The sequence below is a fragment of the Rhodanobacter sp. UC4451_H18 genome, assembly GCF_052978225.1.
In genome coordinates, this window is the sequence record NZ_CM129663.1 from 3208286 (window position 1) to 3233869 (window position 25584).

The following is a 25584-nucleotide window of genomic DNA, read 5'->3' on the forward strand; positions in this document are numbered from 1 at the left end:
AGAGAGCAGGACAGAGTCGGATTCTGAGGCTTCCCCGATTTAATTGGCCACGTCCCCTTTATCTCTTCCCTTTATCTCCTAACTTTTAGCCTGCTTGACGAATCCAGTCACGGATGTTCATTCCTATGCGCTCGACATCTTCCTTGGAAAGGCTTCCGCCGTGCATGACTATGTTTCTGCTCTTCTCCAAGGTGTTAAGAGTTGTTTTTGCCCACTCCATGTTTCCAAGAAGGTCATCAAACACGGGCCAGTTCACCACAATGATCGATGAGAGATCGCTGAAGTCGCAATAGTTGATATCACTCGCACCTCGGGCCCCGTGCCAACGGAATTTTGCATCTTCCGCCATTCTGCTGTTCGATGTCTTCCTGATTCTATCTGGAACCTTCGTCCACCAAGTTTCCCCATGCTCCTCTGCCATAGCTTTAGTGACTAGTTGTCGAACAGCATTTTCGAAGGCGTGGATCGCTGCGTAGATTACCGACATGCGCTGCGCCTCAGCTAAAAGGTCTGCGTCGAGGAATTCGTAAGAAAGAGATTTTTGTGTTGCCAACGCGTCTTCAGTCCCGAAGTGATTGCGTCGACGGCGACCGGCTCGGTCTAAGGTCTCTTCGGTGAGTACGCCACGATAGACAAATGAGTAGAGATCTAAATCCCTCACCCCAAGTGCTCCCTGAGAGATCGAAAGATTGCATCGAAAACAGCTTGATCGCGTGTGTCGGGCAGAACAATATTGATGTGATACTGAAGGCCGGCGAACTTGATTTTCCCGGAGGCCGGGAGCTCATCCGATGTCTGTCTCGGAGGAGGAGTAGCTTTCTCGGAAGCGTCTTGTTCCTGCGAGCCCTCAGTAGGAAGCTGTTTTCGCACTGTCGGTTCGCCTGAGAAATCAGCGTAATCACAGAGTGCTCGAAACGTTTTTGCTACATGGCCAATGACGAGATCAGTTTTCTTTCCAGCATACAATGTGCGGAGCTTATTCTTTGCGTCTTGCGCCGTGAATTCGTTCGCCTTGGTATTAATGGCGAACAAGTCAGCGTAGGCCTCACGTATGCCCTCGGCCAAGACGTCTTTCGCGCGACTTCGATCCATGAACTCGAAGTAGCGCTGCTGAGGTTGGCCGTCTCTGTTCAAGAACCCAAGGTCCTTGAGGATTCCAATAAAAAGACGATCATTGGTAGATGTGAAGCCAAGATTCTCAAGAAACTTCAGGGAGAAGCGCTCCGGTGGCTGTGCGTCCAGCATTGCATCGAAGTAGGCTGGAATGGATCCTGCTTTCATCGTGTAGCTGTCCGGCAAGGCCATTTGGTTCTCCCTGAGAGTATGTGACGAGCCAACGCTAAGTAGATTTCAATTTGCAGTGTAATCCTGCAGCCTATCCATGACGGGCGAACACCCCCGTGGTTTTCGCATACTTCGATTGATTTGTAGCTCTTCCCGCCGCCTATTCCTGCAGCCTAATCCCGCCGTTGTCCTGCGGCAAGCCGCCGGCCGATTTCTGGTCACTGGCAAGTTTCCGCTCGGCCCGCCGTATCGAATTCAGATCGAGCGGCGAACGCCCTGACCGCCCTACGGCGCAGGCATCACATCCACCCGCTCCACATAGATAAGCTCGCACGCTCCCGCCCCCGTGTCCTCCCGGGTCATGGATGTTTTCCAATGCCAGCCGCCGGGGCGGCTGGCGTCGACCAGGAAGCCTTCGAGGTGGACGACCTCGCCGGCGCGCACCTGCTCCAGCTGGTTTTTCACGTCGGCGTCGGCGGGGATCATGTGCATGTTGGCGCTGGAGGTTTCGATCTCGCGCCGGGGGATCGGGAACTCCTGCACGTGCCAGTAGTAGAAGCGGCCGGACTGGCTGATGTCGATGTGCTGCAGCACGTCGCTGTCGGACATGCGGCCCCAGCCCATGGCCAGGTCCAGCGGCACCAGCTCGCCGTCGGCGCCGCCGTAGTCCTTGCGCGAGAGCACGCGGGCGGTGATGTCGAAGTGCGCGCGGGTGGTCAGCGTGGTGTCGCCCTTCTGCAACTGCGCGCCGTGGTCCAGATCCACCTGCTCCGGCGCTGCCGCGGCCAGCACGCCGGGGTCGGGATGCACGGCGGCGTGCTCGCGGTGCTTGAGCACGCCCAGCAGCACCAATGCCGCGGCGGCGACGATCAGAAGTTTGCGCATGGGGCCCCGACCCTCGGTCTGCGCGGAGTGTACGCGATGCGGGCGCCGCGCTCAGCCGGCGTCGGCGGCGGATGCCTGGGGTCTCGTCGCCTTGCGGCCGCGACGGGTTGCCGGTGCCGATACTGTCGGCGAGGCGGCCGAATGTGCATCCAGCAGTTCGGCGGGCAGTTGCCGGAACACCTCGGCGAGGCGCTGCAGGAAGGCGTGCATCGCCGAACTCTTGCGCCACACCATCGCGATGCGGCGGCTGGGCGCGTGGCCCTTGAACTCGATCAGGTGCAGGCCGTCGACCGGCGCCACCGGCGGCTTTACCGCCATCACCGGCAGCAGGGTGATGCCGACGTTGGCCGCCACCATCTGGCGCAGGGTCTCCAGGCTGGTGGCGCGAAAGCCCGAGTGCTCGCCGGCGCCGGCCATGTGGCAAACCTCCAGCGCCTGGTCACGCAGGCAGTGGCCGTCTTCCAGCAGCAGCAGGTTCTGGTGGGACAGGTCGCGCAGCTTGAGCAGCCCCTGCTGGTGCGCCAGCGGGTGCTCGTCGGATACGGCGAGCAGGAACGGCTCCTCGAACAGGAACTCGCTGTGCAGGCTGTCCTCGTGCAGCGGCAGGGCGAGGATGCCGGCGTCGAGCCGGCCCTCGCGCAGCAGGCGCAGGATCGCCTCGGTCTTTTCCTCGACCAGCAGCAACTCCAGCTTGGGAAAGGCAGCGCGCACCAGCGGCAGCGCATGCGGCAGCAGGTACGGCCCCAGCGTGGGGAAGATGCCCAGCCGCACCGTGCCGGACTCCGGGTCCAGCGTGCGCCGCGCCACCGCGCGGATCTGTTCCACGCCGCCCAGCACGTCGCGCGCGCGGATCGCGATGTCGCGGCCGACCTCGGTCAGCAGCACCTTGCGCGGCGCGCGCTCGACCAGCGACACGCCCAGTTCCTCCTCCAGCTTCTTGATCTGGGTGGAGAGAGTGGGCTGGCTGACGAAACACGCGGCCGCCGCGCGACCGAAATGGCGGTGCTCCGCCAGGGCCACGAGGTATTGCAGGTCGCGCAGGTTCATCGCCGCTCCCGGTTCGTCGAAACATAGATCATACCTATGATGCGCCACGCAAATAATCAGCGTTGACGATGCCGCAGGCCGCCAGCCATGCCTTCTGGCACTGGGTCGAAAGTCATGCCGCCCCCTAGCGTGGGGCTTTGTCCGTCCCGGAGTGAAGTCATGCGCCGCCTTGTCCAGACCGCCTTGTTCACCGCGCTTGCCGCCTGTGGCGCCTCGACCCTGGCCGCTTCCGCCGAGCAGGCGCCCAGCGGCCGACTGCCCGGCTGGGCCGTGCCGCAGTCGTACCAGTTGGCGTTCAAGGTGGACCCTGCGCAGGCAGATTTCTCCGGCACCACGACGATCGAGGTGAAGCTCGAAAAGGCCTCCGACCACCTGTGGCTGGACGGCGCCGACCTGAAGGTGTCGAAGGTGAAGATCACCGATGCCGCCGGCGCGGTGCACGTGGGCAAGTACGTGGCGGCGGATGCGAAGGCCGGCGTGGCGCGGGTGGATTTCGGCAGCGTGTTGCAGCCGCAGCAGCTCAGCGTGAAGTTCGAGTACACCGCGCCGCTCAACGCGCAACTGCAGGGGCTGTACAAGGTCAGCGCCAAGGGCAAGCCGTATGCGATGACCCAGATGGAACCGATCAGCGCGCGCTTCGCCTTTCCGGGCTTCGACGAGCCCGGCTTCAAGACTCCGTTCGACATCAGCATCACCGCGCCCGCCGACGAGACCGTGGTGGCCAACACGAAGCCGGTGAGCGAGCAGAGCGCCGGCAAGGGCTGGAAGACCGTCACTTTCGCCCGCACCGTGCCGCTGCCGACCTACCTGGTGGCCTTCGCGGTCGGCCCGTGGGATGTCGTTGCCGGCCCGGACATTTCGCCGACCGCTTACCGCGCCAAGCCGCTGCAGCTGCGTGGCGTCGCCGCCGAAGGCGAGGGCCATCGCATGCAGCATGTCCTCTCCGAAACGCCGAGCATCATCCACGCGCTGGAGAACTACTACGGCTTCGGCTATCCGTTCGACAAGCTCGACCTGCTGGCCGCGCCGGATTTCTCCGCCGGCGCGATGGAGAACCCCGGCCTGGTCACCTTCCGCGACTGGCTGCTGCTGCTCGACAAGGACTCCCCCGCGCGCAACGTGCGCGGCTCGTTCAACGTCACCGCGCACGAGCTGGCGCACATGTGGACCGGCGACACGGTCACCACCGAGTGGTGGAACGACATCTGGCTCAACGAGGCGTTCGCCACCTGGATGCAGCAGAAGGTGACGATGCAGGTGCATCCGGAATACCGCGCCGATCTCGACCGCGTGCGCGGCGGCCAGCGCGCGATGGGCAGCGACAGCCTGGTCAGTGCGCGCAGCGTGCGCCAGCCGATCACCGGCAACGGCGACATCACTACCGCGTTCGACGGCATTACCTACCAGAAGGGCGCCAGCGTGCTGGGCATGTTCGAGAACTACGTGGGCGAGGAGATCTTTCGCAAGGGGATGCGCGCGTACATCCAGGATCACAAGTTCGGCAACGCCACCGCCGATGATCTGGTCGACGCCATCGCCGACGCGGCGGGCAAGGGCGCGCCGTTCAAGCATGCGTTCCAGAGCTTCCTCAACCAGTCCGGCGTGCCCTACGTGCGTACCCGGCTGGAATACAAGGGCGGCCAGGCCGTGCTGCAGCTGAGCCAGGAGCGCTACCTGCCGCTGGGCAGCAAGGGCAACGCGCAGCGCCTGTGGGGCGTGCCGGTGTGCGTGCGCTACGGCACCCATGACGGCAGCAAGGTGGAGTGCCAGATGCTCGACCAGGCCAGCGGCTCGATGGCGCTGCCCGGTGCCGGCAAGCCGACCTGGGTCATGCCCAACGCGAACGCCAACGGCTATTACCGTTTCAGCCTCGACAAGCCGCAACTGGCCCGGCTGACCGCCGTGGTCGGCCAGCTTAGCGACGCCGAGCAGCTCGCGTATGCCGATGCGGTCAGCGCCAGTTTCCGTCGCGGCGATCTCGATGCCGGCGACGTGCTGGCCGCGTTCAAGCCGCTGACCGCCTCGCCGATCTCCGACGTTGCCACCGCCCCGCTGGGCCAGCTGGCGTGGATCGCGCACCACGCGGCGCGCACCGACGCGCAGCGTGCGCGCGTGGACGGCTGGGTTCGCGCGGCGTATCTGCCGCGGCTGCAGAAGCTCGGCTACCAGCGCGTGGCCGGCGAGACGGATACAGCGGCCTTGCTGCGCAGCACGCTCGCCGACGCGCTGGCGTTCGACTTCCGCGTGCCGGAAGTGCGCGCGGCCTTGCTCAAGCAGGGTGAGGCCGCGCTCAAGCGCGGCGCGAACGGCCGCCTGGACCTGGCCTCCGCCAATCCCGACCTGCTCGGCACGGTACTTGGCGTGGCTGTGCAGACGCACGGCAAATCCGCGGTGGATGCGCTGATCGCCGAGCTGCCTGCGACCAGTGACCCTGCGTTGCGCAACGGCATCCTTGACGGCCTGTCGCGCGCGGAAGATCCGGCACTGGCCGAGCAGGTGCGCAACTTCGCCCTCACCGACACGGTGAAGGTGGGCGAGATGGGCCGGCTGCTGATGGGCGAGCGCGATACCGTCGCGCAGCGCGATGCGATGTGGCAGTGGTTCACCGCGCACTACCCGCAGATCCTCGCCCGTACCGGCAGCTTCGCCGGCGGCCGCCTGCCGTCGCTGGCCGCAGCCGGCGGCTGCAGCACCGCCGAGTCCGCGCGCCTGCACGCCTTCTTCGATTCGCGCGTAGACGACGCGGCCGGCATCGCCCGCGGCCTGGCGCAGACCGGCGAGTCGATCGAACTGTGCGCGGCGCTGAAGCAGGCGCAGGACCCTGCAGCGATCCTGCAGTAACCGCGCTGACGCTCGCTCAGCATGTGTCATGTGGCGCGCCGGTTGTCTGGCCGGCGCGCCATTCTTTTGATTGAGAGATATGACGTGGCTGCCGGGCTTTCGACAGACCTCCCACCTCGCCCCCACACTCCGTCATGCCTGCGAAGACAGGCATCGCCCGTCTCACAAGAACGATCGATCCCTCGCACTTGCAGGAGCGCGCTTGCGCGCGATGCCTTTGGCCGAATTCAAAGCGAAGAGCGGTCGATCGCCTTGGGCGATCGACCGCTCTGCTCTGAAAGCAAGAGCATCGCGCACAAGTGCGCTCCTGCAGCTGCAAGCAATCGGCCGCTGCTGGCTTTCGTGCGGCCCGCTGCCCTCCAATGCCACCACTGCCCGCAATGACGAAGTGCGATGCGTGCCTGCGCAGGCACCACGAGGCGTGAGGGAGGGGCGGGCCTCGACCCCATTCCACCCCGTGCTGCGTTGAATCCGGAGTGCGCGATGTGCGAACGCGTATCGCGGCTGGCGCAGTTACGGGCCGCTTCGTCCGCTCGCCGCGTTCCACTTACACTGTGCCCGCCGACCGGCTTACAGGGGTAAAGCAGCATGCTTCGTCGATTGTGCATTTTGCTGGGCTTGGGCTTGCTGCTGACCGCGCCGCTGGCGGCGCAGGACATTCCGCCGCCGTTGCGTGACTGGCAGGGTTGGGTGCTGCACGACGTGCCCGGGCACGCTTGCCCGTTCCTGGCCGACCAGGCACCGGGTGAGGACAGTTACCGCTGCGCCTGGCCGGGGTGGCTGGCGCTCGATGCCGGCGAGGATGGCGGGCACTTCAGCCTGGAGGTGCATGTGGATGCGCCGAGCTGGGTGGCCCTGCCGGGGGACAGCCGCCACTGGCCGCAGCAGGTGAACCTGGGCAACCGGCCGGCGACGGTGCTGGAGCATCAGGGCCAACCGATGTTGTGGCTGGAGTCGGGCGATTATCACATCCAGGGCGAGCTGCCATGGACGTCGCGACCCGCCAACCTGGGCGTGCCGGAGTCGATCGGGCTGGTGACGCTTCGCGTCGATGGCGCCACGGTGACGCGAATCGAACGCGATGGCCGGCAGCTCACGCTGGGCGAAGCGGCCAGCGCACAACGCGCGGCCGATGCGCTTTCGCTGCGCGTGTATCGCCGCCTGGCCGATGGCCTCCCGGCCACGCTGGAGACGCAGCTGCAATTCAACGTCAGCGGCAGCGCGCGCGAGCAGGTGCTGGGACCGGTGCTGCCCGCGGGTTTCGTCGCCACTGCGCTCAGCGGCGAGCTGCCCGCGCGACTGGAGAACGATGGCCATCTGCGCGTGCAATTGCGGCCAGGCCAGTGGACGCTGACCCTGCTGGCGCGCAGCGTCGCGCCACTGGCGAAGGTCGGCGTGACCCTGCCGCCCGCGCCGTGGCCGAAGCAGGAGGTCTGGAGTTACGCCGACGACAACGCGCTGCGCGGCACGCGCGTGGAAGGCAATGCGGTCGACGCCGCGCAGGCCGGGGTGCCGGGCGACTGGGCCAACTTGCCGGCCTACGCGCTGGATGACCGCAGGGGGCTGAGCGTGGAGCAGGGCAACCGCGGCAATGAAGGCAGCCGCAGCGACGCGCTGCACCTGCAACGCGAGATGTGGCTGGATTTCGACGGTGGGCATTTCAGCGTCGCCGACCGTCTCAGTGGCGAACTGCGCCATCACCAGCGGCTCGACGTCACCGCGCCGTGGCAGTTGCAGCGTGCCTCGGAAGACGGCGAACCGCTGCTGGTCACCAGGGATGCGAAAGGCCATGCGGGTGTCGAGCTGCGCGATCGCCACATCGACGTGGCAGCCGGCCTGCGCGTGCCGGCCGGAGTCGGCGCGATGCCGGGTTCCGGTTGGCAGCTGCCGCTGGACGGCATCGAGGCTACCGTGCACCTGCCGCACGGCTATCGCCTGCTCGGTGTGATCGGAGCGGATCGCTCGAACGATTCCTGGGCCGCGCAATGGAGCCTGCTCGACCTGTTCGTGGTGGCATTGGTTGCGTTGCTGGCCGGGCGCTTGCTCGGTTGGCCGTGGGCCCTGCTGGCGGCGGGCTATCTGGCGCTGGCGCAGCACGAGGCGCTGGCACCGCTGTGGACGCTGGCGCTGGCATTGGCGCTCGCCTTGTTGCTGCGCGCGCTGCCGGAAGGTCGCTTGCGCGGGTTTGCGCGCGGCGGCGCGCTGGCTGTGTTTGCGCTGGCGGTGCTGTGGGCGCTGCCGTTCGCGGCCGCGCAATTGCAGTACGCGCTGCATCCGCAGCTGGAGCACGGCAGCGCGCCGCGGATGGTGTCGGCGGCGTATGCACCGCAGGCCGTCGTCGCCGACAAGATGGCGGCCGGCGTGCCGGCACCGCCTCCGCCACCGCCACCGGGCGCGCGGGCCGTGAGCGAGATGAGCGCGAATGTCGTGCAGGCGGCCCCCGGCATCCTGGCCAGCGTGGTTGTCACCGGTTCGCGGATGACGGCCAGCCAACTGGTGGCCAGCGAGCAGGACAACCGCACCGTGATCCAGGCCGGCGTCGGCACGCCGCATTGGGACGAGGGCAACAACTACCGGCTCGGCTGGTCGGGGCCGGTGACGCCGCAGCAAACCACCCGGCTGGTGATCGCACCGGCATGGCTGGTGCGCCTGTTGCGCATAGTGATGGTCGGCTTGCTGGCGGTGGTGCTGGGTCGATTGGCCATGAAGCTGTGGCGACCGCTGCGTAACCACTGGCTGCCTTCGCGTGGTACAGGCATCGCCGGTGCCGCCTTGCTGGCGATCGCCTTCTTGCCCACCGGCGCACGCGCGCAGGCGCTGCCGGATGCGCAGTTGCTCAACCAGTTGCGCAGCCGGCTCACCGAGGCGCCGAAGTGCGCGCCGCAGTGTGCCGAGGTGGCGCAGGCGCAACTTCAGGTCAACGGCGCGATGCTGGAGGTCGTGCTGGAAGCCCATGCCGGCGCCAGCGTGGCGCTGCCGTTGCCGACATCCGACCAGGCAATGCCGCTGGTCGATGTCCGCCTCGACGGCCAGGCCGATCCGGCGCTGTTGCGCGACGATGATCAGCTGCTGCTGCGGCTGGATCGCGGCGTGCACCGCGTCAGCCTGCGCTACCGGCTGGACGCGGTGGACAGCGCCGCGCTGCACTTCGCGCTGGCGCCGCAACGCATCGCCTTCAGCGACCCGGGCTGGTCGCTCGATGGTGTCGATGGCGGCCGGGTGCTTGGCGACAGCGTCACCCTGCGCCGTGTGCAGACGGCGGCCGACGGCAAGCAACTGCCGACCGCGCAGAGCTTTCCGCCGTATGTGCGGTTGACCCGCAGCATCGGCCTGGGGCTGGACTGGATCGTGCTGAACCGGGTCGAGCGCATCGCGCCGCAGGAGGGAGGATTCAGCATCAGCCTGCCGCTGCTGCCGGGCGAGCATCCGCGCGGTGAGGGTGTGCTGGTCAAGGACGGCAGGATCAACGTCACCTTCAAGGCCGGCGAATCGACGGTGAGCTGGAGCAGCCAGCTCGATCGCTCCGCCGCGATCACCTTGCAGGCACCATCGCTGGGTGAGCGCTCCGAGGTGTGGGAAGTGGGCGCGGCGCCCATGTGGCACGTCGACGCCGAAGGCGTGCCGACCAGCGCCAGCGACGATGGCCTGCGCTTCGATCCGCTGCCGGGCGAGAAGTTGCAACTGGCGATCACGCGGCCGGCGGCCGTGGCCGGCGACAGTCTCGCCATCGACGGCGCGCAGCTGACCATCCGCAGCGGCGAACGCGCCAGCGAGCTGCAACTGGACATGCGCGTGCGCAGCACCCGCGGCGGCGAGCACGCCATCGACTTGCCGGCGGGCAGCGAGTTGATCGATGCCCGGCGTGACAACCAGCCGATCAACCTGGCGATACGCGATGGCAAGCTGAGCCTGCCGCTGCTGCCCGGCGCGCATGACTACGCCGTGCACCTGCGTGAGCCGCTGGGCGTGGCGACGCGCGTGCGCACGCCTGCGCTGGATCTGCATGCGCCGGCGGCCAACATCGGCCTGAACCTGCAACTGCCGCAGGATCGCTGGGTGTTGTGGACGTGGGGGCCCACCGACGGCCCGGCGGTGCTGTACTGGTCACAGGTGCTGGTGCTGTTGATCGCCGCCTGGCTGCTGGCGCGCTACGCCCCGACGCCGTTGCGCCTGCGCCACTGGGTGCTGCTGGGGCTGGGCTTCTCGGCCTTCGCCTGGAGTGCGTTCGCGCTGGTGGTGGTGTGGCTGATCGCCCTGGGCCTGCGTGCGCGGCTGCGGGCGCCGGAGCAGCTCGAACGCCTGCGTTTCAACCTGCTGCAGCTGGGCCTGGCGGCCCTGACCGTGCTGGCACTGTGCGTGCTGGTCGGCGCCGTGCCGCAGGGCCTGCTGGGCTTGCCGGACATGCATGTGGCCGGCAACCACTCGTCGGGGTCGAACCTGCACTGGTTTGCCGATCGCAGCGACGGAGCGTTGCCGCTGGCCGGCGTGTTCAGCCTGCCGTTGTGGATCTACAAGCTCGCCATGCTGGTCTGGGCGCTGTGGCTCGCCAATGCGCTGATCGGCTGGCTGCGCTGGGCCTTCGACGCGTGGACGCATGGCGGCTACTGGCGCAAGCGCGAGCCGAAGCCTGGCGTGGTGCCGCCGCAACTGCCGCCTTCGGCGGCGGGGCCGGGGCGCGATGCCTGACGTGCGCGAGGCGCTGGCCGCGGCGACGCAACGGCTGGGCGACCGCACCGAGGCTGAACTCCTGCTGCTGCATGTCCTGCAGCGGCCGCGAAGCTGGCTGTTCGCGCATGCCGGCGATCCGCTTGAATTGGACGTCCAGACGTCCTATCAGAAGTTGCTTTCCCGTCGCGAGGCCGGCGAGCCGGTGGCCTACCTCGTCGGCCATCGCGGCTTCTGGACGCTGGATCTGGAAGTTACGTCGGCGACGCTGATCCCGCGCCCGGAAACCGAGCTGCTGGTGGAACTGGCGTTGCAGCGCCTGCCACCCGGTTTCAGCGGCCGCGTGGCCGACCTCGGCACCGGCAGCGGCGCGATTGCGCTGGCGATCGCGCGCGAGCATCCCCGCGCGCAGGTGATCGCCACCGATGCCAGCGCGACGGCGCTGGCCGTTGCCCGACGCAATGCGCAGCGCCACGGCATCGACAACGTCAGCTTTGTGCAAGGCGACTGGCTGGCGCCGCTGGCGGGCCAGCGCTTCGAGCTGATCGTCTCGAACCCGCCCTACATCGAGGCCGGCGATCCACACCTGGCCCGCGGCGACCTGCGCTTCGAGCCGGCCAGCGCGCTGGCCTCGGGCCGCGATGGCCTCGACGACATCCGCCGCATCGTCGATGGCGCCCTCGGCCATCTCGCCCCGGGCGGCTGGCTGCTGTTCGAGCACGGCTGGAACCAGGGCGAGGCCGCGCGCGTATTGCTGCGCGATGCCGGCTATGCCGAAGTATTCACGGCGCAGGATCTGGAGCAGCGCGATCGCGTGAGCGGCGGGCGTTGTGTTCGGCGATGACGGCCGGCGTGCACCCCCCCGTCCACGATGCTCCGGTTCAACGCACAACCTGCTGCTGGCGGTGGCGATTGTTGCTGCGCCCCGCGAAGCAGAGATTTTACGTCGCAGGCTTCCATTCGATCTTTTTCAAGTCCCATGTCATGGGGTCGTAACTTGCCTCGTAGATCGGCACGGCATCGTGTGACCTTCCTGCAAGTTTGCGGTGCACCTGAATATTCAAGAAGACTTCTTTGCCACTTACTTTGATGGCGTCGAACCAAAATCTGTCGCCATTCATGAAAAATTTTGAGTTCCGATAGGGATTGGTGATGCGTCTGAGCATTTCGTTCGCGGGATTCAGGATGATGACATTGTTCGAACCGTACGTGTCTTCACTCTGAAGAACAACGACGCCCGTTCCATCGGAAAGGGGGCGGGCAGTGACTGTCTCGTTTCCGTCGATCAGTCGCGTATACGTTTCGCCTTCGCTTTCCCATTCGTAGGCTTTTGGTCGATATGCTGGATCGTTTATTTGGTCAAGAATGGGTACGGAAGGAAGGTATTCGCCGACTTTGGTCTTGATGCCATTGTTCAAGATAAAGAGAAAATCATGGATCATGGGATTGTCTTCCCTACGGCTTCGGTAGCGGTGTGATTTTGACGATTTTGAGTAAACTCCGTCGCGCTGCTGCATTCACGTCAAGAAAGGTTTGCTGTCCTCCACCGCCTAGTACGCCTTGCGGGCCTGCCGTGCCTTCGAGCACGCGGATGGGTTTCATGGCTTGCAGTTCAATTTGGTATTGAACCCCGTTTGGCTTGAAGCCACCGGGTCCATTTGTGATGCCCATGCGTCGAAGGCCCTGCGATTGGCTACTGAAACTTTCCGGCGTTCCCCAGCGGCCGAGGCCGTATGCCGATGCCGGGTCCTGCAAAAGTAGCAGCTGGTCGTCGTCGATGAGCGTATTGACCTTTTCGCCAGGCAGCATGGTGCGCTCTGTTACCTGCGTTCCGGCCTTGAATGGCGGATGGGCCGGGTCAGCAATGCCGAGGTCAAACAATTCGGTGTTGGCGTCCTTGGCTGAGCGATACTTGATCGTGCCACGGAATGCGGGCTGATCCGCGACTACCGGGGTTGGCTTGCTTGCAACGGGCGGGCGCGGACGTGCTGTCGGGTTGGTTCTTGGCTTGATGGAAGGTGGCGGGTCTTCTGGAGGTTTGGCGACTCTTGGCTGCAACCGCGGCTCCGCCTTCAGCCGCCCCTCGTTCCTCACCATCCACTCGGCGAAGCGCGTGCCCAGTTTGCTGCCGCGGACGTTCTCGGCCAGCTCGCCGATGCTGCCGCGGCCCTTGGCGAGGTAGGCGATGATGCCCATGAGCAGCAGGACGAACATGGCGACGTGGCCGCGGGCCAAGGTCGCGGCAGCGTTCTGCAGGGCGAAGGCGTCGACGTGCGCCTGCTGCTGGGGCAGTGGTGGCGGGGAGGCGGCGAGCCACGCCTGGCGCAAGCCATTCCGGTAATTGCGCGCGATCGCCGGCATGTCCTGCACGATGTACTAGGTCAGCGCCTTCAGGCCCATCGCTATCAGAATCCACTCACCGACCTGCGCCCCTGCGGCGGCGCCGACGGCAACGCCCGGAATGGCGCCGACTCCCGCTCCACCGATGCCGCCGGCAATGCCGCCGATCAGCGCGCCAGCGCCGGTACTGGTGATCATCACGATCAGGCATTGGCGCAGTACGGCGAGTATGTCGGCAATGACTTCGCGCAGATCCAGCTCGTAAAAGTCCCGCACGATCTGCCCGGCGGCGATATCTTCGGAGCGCTTGATCGCCAGTTGCAGGCAGTCGGCGCGGACCATGATCAGGCGGGCTTCCGCACGGATCGCATTCGCCTCGCGGCTGGCCCAGTCGCGAAGCTTGTGCCATGAACCGTCGGCCCACCCCGTCATCGCCGCTCCTTCCGTGGATTTTTCGTGCGGTTGCGAGCGTGCCGATGCGGACGACGAGCGGGCTTGATCGGTGTCTCGAATCAACGGACCCGCCTGCCGCGCGCTACGCCCCTGTGTCCTGCTACGGTCGTTGGCCGCCGGTTGCGGCCCTCTCGCTCAGGCGCTCGCCTGGCCCAGCAGCGTCGTTTGCGGGAAACGGACGTGGATCGCGTTGCGAATTCCCGGCAGGTCGAGGCCGGCCATGCTCAGCACCTCCTCGCGGCTGCCGTGTTCCAGATAGACGTCTGGAAGGCCGAGATGAAGGATCGGCAGGGTGATGCCATGCGCGGCCAGGCACTCGGCCACGGCGGAGCCGGCGCCGCCGGCAACGGCGTTGTCCTCGAGGGTGACGAAGCCGTCGTGGGTCCTGGCCAGTTCCAGGATCAGGGTGTCGTCAAGCGGCTTGATGAAGCGCATGTTGACCAGGGTGGCGTCGAGTTCGGCGGCGATGGTGGCGGCCGGTGCCAGCATCGCGCCGAAGCTGAGCAGGGCGAGGCCGTGGCCGCGCCGGCGCAGCTCGGCCTTGCCGATCGGCAGCGTTTCCAGCTCGTGGTGGGTCGCCACGCCGGGGCCGGTGCCGCGCGGGTAGCGGATGGCCGCCGGGCCGGGGTGGCTGAAGCCGGTGCTGAGCATCATGCGGCACTCGTTCTCGTCGGCCGGCGCCATGATCACGAAATTCGGCAGGCAGCGCAGGTAGGTGAGGTCGAAGCTGCCCGAGTGGGTGGCGCCGTCCGGGCCGACCACGCCGGCGCGGTCGATGGCGAAGGTGACGTCGAGGTTCTGCAGCGCCACGTCGTGGATCGCCTGATCGTAGGCACGCTGCAGGAAGGTGGAGTAGATCGCCACCACGGGTTTGGCGCCCTCGCAGGCCATGCCCGCGGCCAGTGTCACCGCGTGCTGCTCGGCGATCGCCACGTCGAAATAGCGCGCGGGGTATTCCCTGGAGAAACGCACCAGACCCGAACCCTCGCGCATCGCCGGGGTGATGCCGAGCAGGCGCGGGTCGGCGGCGGCCTGGTCGCACAACCAGTCGCCGAACACGTCGGTGTAGGTCGGCTTGGCCTTGCCGGTTTTCTTCTTGACGCCGGCCAGCGGGTCGAACGGGCCGACCGCGTGGTATTCGATCTGCGCCTGTTCGGCCGGGGCGTAGCCCTTGCCCTTGGTGGTGATCACGTGCAGCAGCTGCGGGCCGGGCAGGTTCTTCACCGTGCGCAGCGCCTGCAGCAGTTGCGGGATGTTGTGGCCGTCGATCGGGCCGGTGTAGTGGAAGCCGAGTTCCTCGAACAGCGTCGAGGGCACGAACATGCCCTTGGCGTGCTCCTCCCAGCGCTTGAACCAGCGGCCCATGAACGACTGCTTGGGAATGGCCCGCTTGGCCCGCTCGCGCAAGTCGTTGAGGCGGCGGCTGGCCATCGCGCGCGCCATCATCTTGGTCAGCGCGCCCACGTTCTCGCTGATCGACATGCCGTTGTCGTTGAACACCACCAGCAGGTCGGGCTCGACGTCGCCGGCGTGGTTGAGCGCCTCGAACGCCAACCCGGCGGTCATCGCGCCGTCGCCGATCACGGCCACCACCTTGCGCTGCTCGCCGCTGGCCTGCGCGGCGATCGCCATGCCCAGCGCGGCCGAGATCGAGGTGGACGAGTGGCCGACGCCGAAGGTGTCGTACTCGCTTTCCTCACGGCGCGGAAACGGCGCCAGGCCATCCTTCTTCTTGATCGTGGTGATGCGGTCACGGCGGCCGGTGAGAATCTTGTGCGGATAGCACTGGTGGCCGACGTCCCAGACCAGGCGGTCGTGCGGCGTGTCGAACTCGTGGTGCAGGGCCACGGTCAGCTCGACCACGCCCAGGCCCGCGCCGAAGTGGCCGCCGGAGCTGGCGACGGCCTCGATCAGATACTGGCGCAGTTCGTCGGCGACTTGCGGCAGTTCGCTGTCGGGCAGTCGGCGCAGGTCGGCGGGCGCGTCGATCGAAGCCAGGCGGGGATAATGGCTGAGGTCATTCATCCTCGTATTGTTGGCCCAGCGGCGGGGCGGAGCAAGGGCGAAACAGTGAACAAGGCCTGATTGCGACCGGTGCAGCCTGCACGTGCGGCACACAATCGGCATCGCATGCTGCGCGCAGATTCCCTTGCGGAGATCCGTCCATGGCCAGTGTCTCGCAGGCTTTTCGCCGCTTTGCGGAAGCCACCGCGCGCCAGTCCGGTCGACCGGCGACCTTCCTGGCGGCCGTATTGATCGTGGCGGTTTGGGCAGCCAGCGGGCCGTTCTTCCACTTCGGCGACACCTGGCAGTTGGTGATCAACACCGGCACCACGATCATCACCTTCCTGATGGTGTTCCTGATCCAGAACAGCCAGAACCGCGACAGCGCGGCGCTGCAGATCAAGCTGGACGAGCTGATCCGCACTACCGCGGCCCACAACGGCCTGCTCGACCTGGAAGACCTCGACGAGGAGACCCTGGAGCGTATCCGAGAGAACTACCGCAAGCTGGCGGCACGGCGCGAGCGCGCCAGCGGCGGCCGCAAGCGCAGGCACGGCGGCCCGGCCCGGGGCGAAGCCGAGGAAGCGGACGAGGCGGACGAAGCCTGCGAGGAGGTCGACGAGATCGACCGCGAACTGGAGAAGAACCGCGAGACGCGCGCGGAAGAGGGCCATGCCGACACCGCGGCGGAGCGGCGGAAGTGAGGCTTGGCGTCTCCTAGAGCGTGGGCGGTAGAAATCTTCCGGGCTGCAAAGGCGTCTGCGCGGTTTATGTTTCCGCCGCTTCCCGGCCTACAGAACCATCATGGGCCGGCGAAGCTTGGAAAATCTGCACTCACGCAGCCACTTTTGCCTTGAAAGTTTCTACCGCCCACGCTCCTAGGCGTATTCCGCCATCGGGCGCCGGTCGCGCGGCAGCCGGCTGACCAGGAACTCCATCTGGTCGGCGAGGATGTTGCGGTTGGACAGGATCAGGTGCTCCACCCAGCTTGGCCGGTACGGTACCGCCAGCAGCGGCATGTTGGCCTGCTGCGGCGTGCGGTTGCTCTTTTTCAGGTTGCACGACAGGCAGGCGCTGACCACGTTCTCCCACTCGTCCTTGCCTTGCCGGGAAATCGGCAGCACGTGGTCGCGGGTCAGTTCCATGCGCGTGAAGTGCTCGCCGCAGTACATGCAGATGTGCCGGTCGCGCGCGAACAGCGCGGTGTTGGTCAGCGCCGGCGACGGGTCGACCGCATGCTCGCGGCAGTGGCCGGTGCTGGCGATGATCGGGTGCAACTGCAGCAGGCTCTGCGTGCCCAGCGCACGGTTGTGGCCGCCGTGCACGGTGAGGCAGGGATCGCCCAGGGTCCAGGCGACGACGTCGCGCACGTACAGGCACACCGCGTCCTGCCAGCTGATCCAGTCCAGGATGCGGCCAGCGGCGTCCAGCGACAACACGCGCGTCGCCTGCAGGTCAGCCGGTTTGACAGCGTCCATCAGCATGCAGTTCGTCCTTCCGCCGGGGCATCGAGGGAACCAGCGGGCATGGCGCAAGGCCAGCCCGATCGCAGCATAGAACACTTTTCCGCCGTTCCGAAGGCGCCGGCGCGGCGGGATTCGCAGGCACCGGTGCCCGCTGATATGATCCCTGGCTCGACATGAAACCCACGCCGGGTTCGACAGGGCCGCCGCCGTGGCGGCCCGGCGCGACGGGGGACCAAAGGTGGATCAACGTGGCTGAAGTCATTTTCTACGAGCACCCGGTGGCGCTGAACCGGGCCGAACACAAGAATCTTCGGCTCAAGGGCGTGCCCAACATGAAGTTCGCCATGAACACGCACTCGGTGCCGTTGACCGCGGCGGAGTTCGGCCTGGCCGCGCGTGACCTGCTGATCGTGTTCGCCGGTCCCGACGCCGCCAATGCCGGCCCGATCGCGTTGCTCGGCCTGCGTCAGAACGAGAACCTCTACGTCGACGCCGCCGGCCAGTGGGCGCCCAACACCTACGTGCCGGCCTTCGTGCGCCGCTACCCGTTCGTGCTGGCCGAGAAACCGGCCGGGCAGGAGGGCGGCGATTTCGCGGTGTTCCTCGATCAGGGCTTCGAGGGTTTCAACGCGGCGGACGGCGAGCGCCTGTTCAACGAGGACGGCAGCGACACCGAGCTGCTGAAGAACGCCGTGGGTTTCCTCGGCGAGTTCCAGCAGAACATCGACCGCACCCGCACCTTCATGCAGTACCTGGTCAAGCATGACCTGCTGGAAGCGCGCAACGTGCAGCTGCACAAGGGCGAGCCGGATTCCGGCCATGGCATCACGCTCAACGGCCTGTTCATGGTCAACGAGGAGAAGCTGCGCGCGCTGGACGAGAAGGTCGCCCACGAGATGCTGCGCGAAGGCGTGATGGCGTGGATCTACGCCCACCTGCTGTCGCTCAGCAACATCGACCGCCTGGCCCGTCGCCTGGACGAGCGCGAGCAGGCCGAGTCGGCGGCCAAGACCACCAACTGAGCAGGACTTCGCTTCGCCTGCTGCACGCAACAAGCCGCCTGCGGGCGGCTTGTTCGTTTGCGCGCCTTCAACGCACCGGCTTGGCCAGCTTGATCAGGTCGGTCGCGTAGCCGCTGGCCTCGTACAGCGCGCGGGCGCGCTCATTGCCGGGGAACACCGCCAGCGTCACCAGCTGGCACTGGTGCTCGCGCGCCCACTGCTCGGCGTGCGCCAGCAAGGCCTTGCCGACGCCGTTGCCTTCGTGCTGCGGCGCCACCGCGAGATCGGAGATGTGGCAGTTGCTGCGGCCGCTGAAAAAATCGGCGGTGCGCTGCAGGTGGATGAAACCCACCCGCTCGCCGTCGCCATTCTCGGCCACGAACAGGAAGCTGTTCGCCGGCTGGTCCTCCAGATGGTGCAGCAGGTCCCGGCGGATGCCTTCGACGCATTCGTGGCGGCGACGCCACGCCGGCAGCGCGAAGTCGGCGAAGCGTGGCACCAGCGCAAGGATGAAATCGTCGTCGTCGGCAGCCAGGCGGATCAGCAGGGGCGAGTCGTTCATGGGCGATCGGGTCGGTGGGCCTGACGGCTTTCTACACCGCCCCCGGCGTGGACGAAAGCCCACCGGAGGCGGCATGTATATTCGCGTACGACCGGCAGCCATCAACGGAGGAACCATGACCACGACGCGACGCATCCGCCTGCAGCCCGCGGGCAGTGCCGTGCTTGCGCAGGGCATGGACGAGATCCGGCAACAGTTGGACCTGCCCACCGCGTTTCCGGCCGAAGTCGAAGCCGCCGCCGCGGCCGCTGCGGCGAACCCGCGCCTGCCGGCGCTGGACCGCACCGAGCTGCCGCTGGTCACCATCGACCCGCCGGGCGCGCGCGACCTCGACCAGGCCATGCACGTGCAGGCGCAGGGCGACGGCTGGCGCGTGCATTACGCCATCGCCGACGTCGCCGCCTTCGTGCAGGCCGGCGACCCGGTGGACCTGGAGGCGCATCGGCGCGGCGAGACGCTGTACGGCGCGGATTCGAAGATCCCGCTGCACCCGAAAGTGTTGTCCGAGGATGCCGCCTCGCTGTTGCCGGATCAGGTGCGCCCGGCGCTGTTGTGGACGGTGGACCTGGACCCTGCCGGCCGCATCGCCGCCATCGACGTGCGCCGGGCGCGCGTGCGCAGCCGCGCCCAGCTCGACTATGCCGGCGTGCAGCAGGCCATCGACGCCGGCAGCGACGATCCGATATGGGCGGTGCTGCGCCGGATCGGCGAGTTGCGCGAGCAGTGCGAGCGCGCGCGCGGCGGCGTGAGCCTGCCCCTGCCGGAACAGGAGATCGACGTGGTCGACGGCCGCTGGACGCTGGCGTTCCGCGCGCGCTTGCCGATCGAGAGCTGGAATGAGCAGATCTCGCTGCTGGTCGGCATGGCCGCGGCGCAATTGATGGTGCAGGCGAAAGTGGGCCTGTTGCGCACGCTGCCGCCGCCCGACCCGCACGCCATCGCGCGGCTGCGCGTCACCGCGCGGGTGCTCGGCATCGCCTGGCCGTCCGGGCTGGACTATCCCGGCTTCATCCGTTCGCTGGACCCGTCCAACGACGTGCACGTGGCCATGCTGACCGCCTGCACCACGGTGCTGCGCGGGGCCGGCTACGCGGCGTTCGACGGCGCGCTGCCCGCGCAGCCGATGCATTCGGCGCTGGCCGCGCAGTACACCCATGCCACCGCGCCGCTGCGCCGGCTGGTCGATCGCTATACCGGCGAGGTCTGCCTGGCGCTGTGCGCGAAGCAGCCGGTGCCGGCGTGGGCACTGGCCGCCTTGCCCGGCCTGCCGGACACCATGCAGGCTTCCGGCCATCGCGCGGGCCAGTACGAAAGCGCCGTGTTGAACCTGGCCGAAGCCGCCGCGCTGGCGCCGCGGGTGGGCGAGGTTTTCGACGGTGCGATCGTCGAGGTCGCCCGCGGCGATCCGGCCAAGGGCACGGTGATCGTGCGCAACCCGGCGGTGGAGGCCGGCGTTTCCGGCAGCGGCAACCTCACGCTCGGCGCCGACGTCCGGGTTAGCCTGGTCGAGGCCGACCCGGTGCGGCGCGTGACGCGTTTCGAGCTGGCAGGGTGACACGCCGCTGAGGGACGGCGCCGAAGGCATGCCGGGGGTGACACGACGCCAGCAGCGCGGCCGTGCCGGCCACCCGCGCTGCTGGCCATCGACGGGCGCCGCTTACGGGGCCGTCGTGGCGACCGCACCGGCGCCGGTGGCATCGACGGTGAGCGAGACGCGGCGGTTGTCGCGGCCCTGGTCGTGCGTGGCGCCCTTGGCGACCTGGCGGTTGCTGTCTTCACCGTAGCTGACCGCACGTACCTGATCGGCGGACAGGCCGCTGCTGATCAGGAAATCGCGCACCGCATCGGCGCGCTGCATGCCGAGCTTCTTGTTGTAGGCACGCGAACCGGCCGGGTCGGCAAAGCCTTCCACCGTGATCAGCACGCCGGGGTGGTACTTGCCGATGGTCGCGGCAAAGTCCTGCAGCGCAGGCTTGTCCTGCTCGCTCAGGGTGGCGCTGTTGAACGCGAAGTGCGCCACCGTGTCGATGCTGACGCGGCCCTGCATCGCGGTGATCTGGCTGTCGTACTTGGCAAACTGCGATTGCATCTGCTGCTTGATGGCATCGATCTGCTGCTGCTGGTCGGTCTGCTTCTGCTGCAGCTGCTGGATGGCCGTGTTGAAATCGGATTGCTTGACGTACTGCGAGCAGCCGGCCAGGCCGATGGTGAGCAATCCCGCCGTCAATGCGGCCACGCGAGTGATCCTCGTGTTCATCCGGGTCTCCTGGTTTGTACGGGGTGGGGGTGCACGCAGGCGCTGATGACAGCGGCGCGCCTGCAGGACGAACGAAACGGTGCCGCCATCGCTGTCCTCCCGGAACCTAACCCATCGAGGCGGCAAGGACGCGTAAAAGCGGCACATTCCGCGTCGCGCCGTTCAGGTCGGGTTGCGTTGCGCGGCTCGCGTCGACGTCGTGACGCGAACGGCTCGCGCGCATCAGTCGCGTGCGGTGACGGTGCGCACCGCGCGCGAGAAATCGGCGCCGGCCGGTGCCGCACGGGCGCGTTCGCTGATGCGTGCGCGCTCGCGCAGTGTTCCGATCGGCACGCGACGATCGAGGGCGCCGATGCCTTGCAGATACTCCGGCAGATAGCCGGTCAGCAGCAGGCGCATGTCCCATGGCAGGCCCGGATCGATCTGCCGCGCCATGCGATGGACGAGGGTGGTGCAGTTGGAGGTGAAGGTGTTGTAGAACGCCGGCCGCGCGGCCAGCCGGTTGGCCGCATGCACGTAGGAGAGCAGCAGCGCGCGCAGCGTGGCCGGTTCGATCTGCAGCGGATACAGATAGACGTCCTCGTCGCGCACGTTGGTGCGCACGCGGATGATGTCGTCTTCCTCGGCGCCGACCAGGATCGTCTCGAACTGCTTGAAGAAGCCGCCCACCGAGGAATACTCCTGGTCGCGGCTCTTGCGCACCTCCACCGAGAACACCAGGTGGCGGCCGTCGTCGAAACCGAACGAGATCATGGCGTGGGCGATCGCCCGGCTGCCCCAGTGCGACAGCACCGCATCGGCGCTGGCCAGTTGCGCCAGGTCGTACTCGTGGCGCTCCCAGCGGATGTCGTAATCGTTGTCGCTGCGCCAGGCGAAGTGGCGCACGTTGTCGAGCACCACGCGATCGCCGTGCACGCTGCCGGTCAGCGTGCGGGCAACGTCGTCGCGCCAGTCGCGCGCGCCGGAGGGCCTGATCGCGACCCACCACAGCAGGACCATCGCGTACAGCGCGGCATGGACGACCAGCGGCAGCCAGCTGCGCCCGCCGATCGCGCAGGCGTACAGCACGCCGGTCGCGATCACCCAGAGCGCACTGCCCAGCGCGCGCCCGGCGCGGCCGCCGGGCAGCCGATACCACAGCGCCAGCGCGGCCCACGCGCCGGAACAGAACACGATCGGCGTCATCACCATCACGATGGCCACGCGACCGATCATGCCGAGCTTGTCCATCATCCCGCCGATGCTGCCGCGATCCATCCCTCCAGCGTGCCGATTCCCCGGCCGGAAAACAACGCGCGGCCCGAAACCGATGCCGGGCGGGCGGTGAGTTGGCAAGCCTGTTGCATTACCTCGGGCATGAACGACATCGCCTATGACATCTCCCATCTGCTCGACGTCGAACGCCAACAGGCCGATGTGCCGGCGCCGCGGATCGTTCGGGCCGTTCCCACCGTTCCCGCACGGGCCGCCCGCTCCGGCGTGGCCGAGGCGCAGGAGGCGCTGGCCCGCGAGCTGATCCAGTGCGCGCCGATCCACGACGCCATGGTCCAGCAGTACCTGCGCCTGAGCGGCGAGACCTTCCGTGAAAGCTGCGCCAGTTGAACACCTGCCCGGCCGCCATTGCCACTTTTGAGCAAAAGTTGACCCGCCGGGACATGTGACGTGCCGCACATGGCCGGACTTCGGTCCATGACTGCCCCGAATACGAAAGAGCCCGGCATCGCCGGGCTCTTTCGTGCGGGGGTGCCTGCGGCTCAGTCGATCGCCGGCACGCTGGCCACGCCGGCCTCGATTGCCGCCTGGTGGGCGAGCGTGCGGGGCAGCAGACGGCTGAAGTAGAACGCCGCGGTGTCGCGCTTGGCCTGCTTGAACGCAGCCGACTGCGTACCATTCCCTGCCGCCAGCACGCTGCGCGCCCACAGGTAGGCCAGGGTCACGTAGCCGGAGTAGTACAGGTAATCGGTGGCCGCCGCGCCCAGTTCCTCGGGGTTACCCTGGATGCGCTGGGCCAGTGCCACGGTGAGATCGCTCCAGTTTCGCGTGGCCACGGCGAGCGGGCCGATGAACGCCTTCAGCGATTCGGTGTCGGCATGCTGCTGGCAGAACGTGCTGATCTCCTCCAGGAAATGCTTGAAGCCCACGCCTTGCAGCTGGAGGATCTTGCGGCCGAGCAGGTCGGCGGCCTGGATGCCGGTGGTGCCCTCGTACAAGGTGATGATGCGGGCGTCGCGCACGAACTGTTCCATGCCGTTCTCGGCGATGTAGCCGTGGCCGCCGTAGATCTGCAGCGCCTCCTTGGTGCACTCCTGCGCCAGCTCGGTGACCATGCCCTTGGCGATCGGGATCAGGAAGGCGACCAGTTCGCCGGCCTTCTGGCGCGCCGCCTCGTCCGTGGCGCGATGCTCGATGTCCGTCTGCAGCGCGGTGTACAGCACCAGCGCACGCGAGCCTTCGACAAAGGCGCGCTGGGTCAGCAGCATGCGCCGCACGTCCGGTTGCACCAGCAGGTTGTCGGCCGGCTTGTCGGGGAATTTCGCCCCGGACAGCGAGCGCGACTGCAGCCGTTCGCGCGCGTAGTTGAGGCTGTTCTGCAACGCGCGCTCGGCCAGGGCCAGTCCCTGCACGCCGACCGACAGCCGCGCCGCATTCATCATGGTGAACATCGCCATCAGGCCCTTGTGCGGCTTGCCGATCAGGTAGCCCTCGGCGCCGTCGAAGTTCATCACGCAGGTGGAGCAGGCGTGGATGCCCATCTTGTGCTCGATCGCTCCGGCCGCGACGCTGTTGCGTTCGCCCGGCTTGCCGTCCGCGTCGAGCTTGAACTTGGGCACGATGAACATCGAGATGCCGCGGCTACCTTCCGGTGCATCAGGCAGGCGCGCCAGCACGAGGTGCACGATGTTCTCGGTGAGGTCGTGCTCGCCGGCGCTGATGAAGATCTTGGTGCCGCTGAGCTTCCAGGTCGGCCGGCCGTTGGCGTCGGCCTCGCCCGGTACCGCGCGCGTCTTCAGCAGGCCCAGGTCGGAGCCCGCCTGCGGTTCGGTCAGGCACATCGTGCCGGTCCAGCGGCCGGCCACGATCGGCTTCATGTACAGCTCGCGCTGCCATTCCTCGCCGTGTTGTTGCAGCGCATGCGTGGCGCCTTCGGACAACAGCGGGTACAGGCTCCAGGCGAGGTTGCCGGACTGGAAAATCTCCGTGGTGGCGGTGCCGAGCACGCCGGGCAGGGCCTGTCCGCCGTATTGCTCGGGGTTGGTCAAGCCGGTCCAGCCACCTTCGGCGAACTGCCGGAACGCCTCCTTGAACGAGGCCGGCGTGGTGACCTTGCCGGTGGCCTTGTCGAACTGGCAGCCCTCGGCGTCCGCCGGTGCATTGGTCGGCGCGAGCAACTGCTCGCTCAGGCGACCGGCTTCTTCCAGCACGGCGTCGAGCAGGTCGCGGCCATGCGCCTCGCCGCCCTGCAGCGAGGTGAGTACCGGCTCGGCGTCCAGCACATCGAACAGGGCGAAGCGCAGGTCGTCGAGGGGGGCCTTGTAAGCGGTCATGGGAACTCCTGATGCAGGCGGTTTAACGGAAGGTGTGTGCGATGCCCGGCACGGCCGAAATCCAGTCCTTGCCGCTGAAGTCGAAGGCGCGCGCCTTGCTCTCCTGCTCGGGCTTGGCGGTCGCGGTGCCGCTGATCGAATAGGCCAGCGACGCGGCGCTGCCCTTGTCGGCGATGGCCTCCAGTGCGCGGCTCATCGCGGCGGTGGGCCATACCTTGAGCTGCACCACGTCGCCGGCAAGTTGCGGGATGGCCAGCTCGAACGTGTCGTGCAGCCGCACCGGCGCCAGCGCGGCGACCTGCAACTGGCCGTCCAGCGACTGGAAGTCCATCCCGGCGTAGCTGTTGTTCTGGATGCGCACGCTCAGCTGCCACTGCCCGTTGGACAGCACCTGCAACTGCTGGATGCTCACCGTGGGCGGGAACACGCTTTTCTTCGCCGGGCCGCAGGCGGCCAGGCCAAACGCCAGCACGGCGAGCAGGAACGGGGCAATGACCCAGCGCAACGGACGCATCGCAGTTCTCCAAACGATCGTTTGAATCCTGACTCTAACCGCGATCGGGGTGTCCGCGCCAGTCGACCGGGCAGGCCGTCGTCGCGGCTCGCGCCGGGGATCGCGGTGGCGCCGGGTTTCGCGATGGCGCGCGAACAGGCATCATCGTCGGCTTGCCTTCCAGCCCGGATACTGCAGCATGTCACGACGTTTCGTTGCCCGCCGCTCGCCGATCCACGGCAACGGCGTATTCGCCACCGCGCCGATCGCCCGCGGCGAGGAGATCATCGAATACAAGGGCAAGCTGCTCACGCCGGACGAGGCCGATGCGCTGTACGGGGACGGTGGTGAAACCGGGCATACCTTCTTGTTCACGCTCAACGAGAAGTACGTGATCGACGCCAACCAGCGCGGCAACACCGCGCGCTGGATCAACCACAGCTGCGCGCCGAACTGCCGCGCCGTGGTCGAGGAAAGCGCCAGCGGCGACCCGCGCCGGGACAAGGTGAAGATCGAGGCGATCCGCCACATCAAGCCCGGCGATGAACTCACCTACGACTACGGCATCGTGCTTGACGTGCCGCACACCGCGCGGCTGAAGAAGCTGTGGCAGTGCCTGTGCGGCGCGCCGAAATGCACCGGCACGTTGCTCAAGCCCAAGCGGTAGCCGCGTTCCGGACAACGCTTTTATACTCGCCGCAGTTGCCGGCCGGGGGGAGCGGCAACATGGACAGTGACGGG

At 67.1% G+C, this 25584-nt stretch carries 19 protein-coding genes and 2 pseudogenes; 8 read left to right on the forward strand and 13 right to left on the reverse strand.

Going from position 1 to position 25584, the window contains the following annotated elements; genetic code table 11:
- Positions 1-85: 85 nt before the first annotated feature.
- The 4 genes from ACVCMG_RS14370 to ACVCMG_RS14385 form a co-directional block, all read right to left on the reverse strand.
- Positions 86-661 (reverse strand): Swt1 family HEPN domain-containing protein, encoded by a 576-nt coding sequence (locus ACVCMG_RS14370; protein WP_447114420.1) that lies wholly within the window; start codon positions 659-661, stop codon positions 86-88.
- Entirely contained in the window at positions 658-1305 is a 648-nt protein-coding gene (locus ACVCMG_RS14375) for a DUF5343 domain-containing protein (protein WP_447114421.1), read from the reverse strand. Before ACVCMG_RS14375 ends, ACVCMG_RS14370 begins: the two co-directional genes overlap by 4 nt.
- A gap of 264 nt (positions 1306-1569) precedes the next feature.
- Positions 1570-2169, reverse strand: a complete 600-nt coding sequence (locus tag ACVCMG_RS14380) for a hypothetical protein (RefSeq protein WP_447114422.1) — start codon at positions 2167-2169, stop codon at positions 1570-1572.
- A gap of 51 nt (positions 2170-2220) precedes the next feature.
- A complete protein-coding gene (locus tag ACVCMG_RS14385) occupies positions 2221-3216 on the reverse strand; it encodes a LysR substrate-binding domain-containing protein (protein ID WP_447114423.1) in 996 nt (331 codons plus the stop codon).
- Between the two features lie 159 nt (positions 3217-3375).
- Here ACVCMG_RS14385 and ACVCMG_RS14390 point away from each other — a divergent pair, with 159 nt between their 5' ends.
- The 3 genes from ACVCMG_RS14390 (at position 3376) to prmC (ending at position 11566) form a co-directional block, all read left to right on the forward strand.
- Entirely contained in the window at positions 3376-6057 is a 2682-nt protein-coding gene (locus tag ACVCMG_RS14390; protein ID WP_447114424.1) for a M1 family metallopeptidase, read from the forward strand.
- A gap of 588 nt (positions 6058-6645) precedes the next feature.
- Entirely contained in the window at positions 6646-10743 is a 4098-nt protein-coding gene (locus ACVCMG_RS14395; RefSeq protein ID WP_447114425.1) for a hypothetical protein, read from the forward strand.
- The gene (prmC, locus tag ACVCMG_RS14400; protein WP_447114426.1) at positions 10736-11566 is read left to right on the forward strand and encodes a peptide chain release factor N(5)-glutamine methyltransferase; all 831 of its coding nucleotides are present in this window, start codon (positions 10736-10738) and stop codon (positions 11564-11566) included. Before ACVCMG_RS14395 ends, prmC begins: the two co-directional genes overlap by 8 nt.
- 97 nt (positions 11567-11663) lie before the next feature.
- Here prmC and ACVCMG_RS14405 read toward each other — a convergent pair whose 3' ends face one another.
- The 3 genes and pseudogenes from ACVCMG_RS14405 to dxs form a co-directional block, all read right to left on the reverse strand.
- Complete coding sequence (locus ACVCMG_RS14405; protein WP_447106597.1) at positions 11664-12164, reverse strand: hypothetical protein; 501 nt, start codon at positions 12162-12164, stop codon at positions 11664-11666.
- Positions 12165-12177: 13 nt separating this feature from the next.
- Positions 12178-13494: pseudogene (locus ACVCMG_RS14410) on the reverse strand (DUF6861 domain-containing protein).
- A gap of 156 nt (positions 13495-13650) precedes the next feature.
- The gene (gene dxs / locus ACVCMG_RS14415) at positions 13651-15540 is read right to left on the reverse strand and encodes a 1-deoxy-D-xylulose-5-phosphate synthase (RefSeq protein ID WP_447114427.1); all 1890 of its coding nucleotides are present in this window, start codon (positions 15538-15540) and stop codon (positions 13651-13653) included.
- Positions 15541-15680: 140 nt separating this feature from the next.
- Here dxs and ACVCMG_RS14420 point away from each other — a divergent pair.
- Positions 15681-16058: pseudogene (locus tag ACVCMG_RS14420) on the forward strand (low affinity iron permease family protein); the annotation flags it as partial.
- Positions 16059-16397: 339 nt separating this feature from the next.
- Here ACVCMG_RS14420 and ACVCMG_RS14425 read toward each other — a convergent pair.
- Positions 16398-17003 carry an HNH endonuclease gene (locus ACVCMG_RS14425; protein ID WP_395119986.1) on the reverse strand — a complete coding sequence of 202 codons (606 nt, stop codon included), beginning with the start codon at positions 17001-17003 and terminating at the stop codon, positions 16398-16400.
- A gap of 230 nt (positions 17004-17233) precedes the next feature.
- On the opposite strand from ACVCMG_RS14425, the gene ACVCMG_RS14430 reads away from it, so the two are divergent.
- A complete protein-coding gene (locus tag ACVCMG_RS14430) occupies positions 17234-18007 on the forward strand; it encodes a SapC family protein (protein ID WP_395119984.1) in 774 nt (257 codons plus the stop codon).
- A gap of 67 nt (positions 18008-18074) precedes the next feature.
- Here ACVCMG_RS14430 and ACVCMG_RS14435 read toward each other — a convergent pair whose 3' ends face one another.
- Positions 18075-18548, reverse strand: a complete 474-nt coding sequence (locus tag ACVCMG_RS14435) for a GNAT family N-acetyltransferase (protein WP_395119983.1) — start codon at positions 18546-18548, stop codon at positions 18075-18077.
- A 115-nt stretch (positions 18549-18663) separates the two neighbouring features.
- Between ACVCMG_RS14435 and ACVCMG_RS14440 the strand changes: the two genes are divergently transcribed.
- Positions 18664-20103 carry an RNB domain-containing ribonuclease gene (locus tag ACVCMG_RS14440; protein WP_447114428.1) on the forward strand — a complete coding sequence of 480 codons (1440 nt, stop codon included), beginning with the start codon at positions 18664-18666 and terminating at the stop codon, positions 20101-20103.
- Positions 20104-20205: 102 nt separating this feature from the next.
- Here the strand turns inward: ACVCMG_RS14440 and ACVCMG_RS14445 are convergent, their stop codons facing one another.
- On the reverse strand, positions 20206-20805 hold the full coding sequence (locus ACVCMG_RS14445) for an OmpA family protein (RefSeq protein WP_395119981.1): 600 nt from the start codon (positions 20803-20805) through the stop codon (positions 20206-20208).
- A 222-nt stretch (positions 20806-21027) separates the two neighbouring features.
- Positions 21028-22062 carry an Lnb N-terminal periplasmic domain-containing protein gene (locus ACVCMG_RS14450; RefSeq protein WP_395119980.1) on the reverse strand — a complete coding sequence of 345 codons (1035 nt, stop codon included), beginning with the start codon at positions 22060-22062 and terminating at the stop codon, positions 21028-21030.
- Between the two features lie 99 nt (positions 22063-22161).
- Between ACVCMG_RS14450 and ACVCMG_RS14455 the strand changes: the two genes are divergently transcribed.
- Positions 22162-22407: a hypothetical protein gene (locus tag ACVCMG_RS14455; RefSeq protein ID WP_395119979.1), complete on the forward strand. Its 246-nt coding sequence runs from the start codon at positions 22162-22164 to the stop codon at positions 22405-22407.
- A gap of 152 nt (positions 22408-22559) precedes the next feature.
- On the opposite strand, the gene ACVCMG_RS14460 is transcribed toward ACVCMG_RS14455, so the two are convergent.
- Together ACVCMG_RS14460 and ACVCMG_RS14465 are read right to left on the reverse strand one after the other, a co-directional pair.
- A complete protein-coding gene (locus ACVCMG_RS14460; protein WP_447114429.1) occupies positions 22560-24350 on the reverse strand; it encodes an acyl-CoA dehydrogenase C-terminal domain-containing protein in 1791 nt (596 codons plus the stop codon).
- Positions 24351-24372: 22 nt separating this feature from the next.
- Entirely contained in the window at positions 24373-24864 is a 492-nt protein-coding gene (locus ACVCMG_RS14465; RefSeq protein ID WP_447114430.1) for a hypothetical protein, read from the reverse strand.
- Between the two features lie 178 nt (positions 24865-25042).
- On the opposite strand from ACVCMG_RS14465, the gene ACVCMG_RS14470 reads away from it, so the two are divergent.
- Positions 25043-25510, forward strand: a complete 468-nt coding sequence (locus ACVCMG_RS14470; protein WP_395119976.1) for an SET domain-containing protein — start codon at positions 25043-25045, stop codon at positions 25508-25510.
- Positions 25511-25584 lie beyond the last annotated feature (74 nt).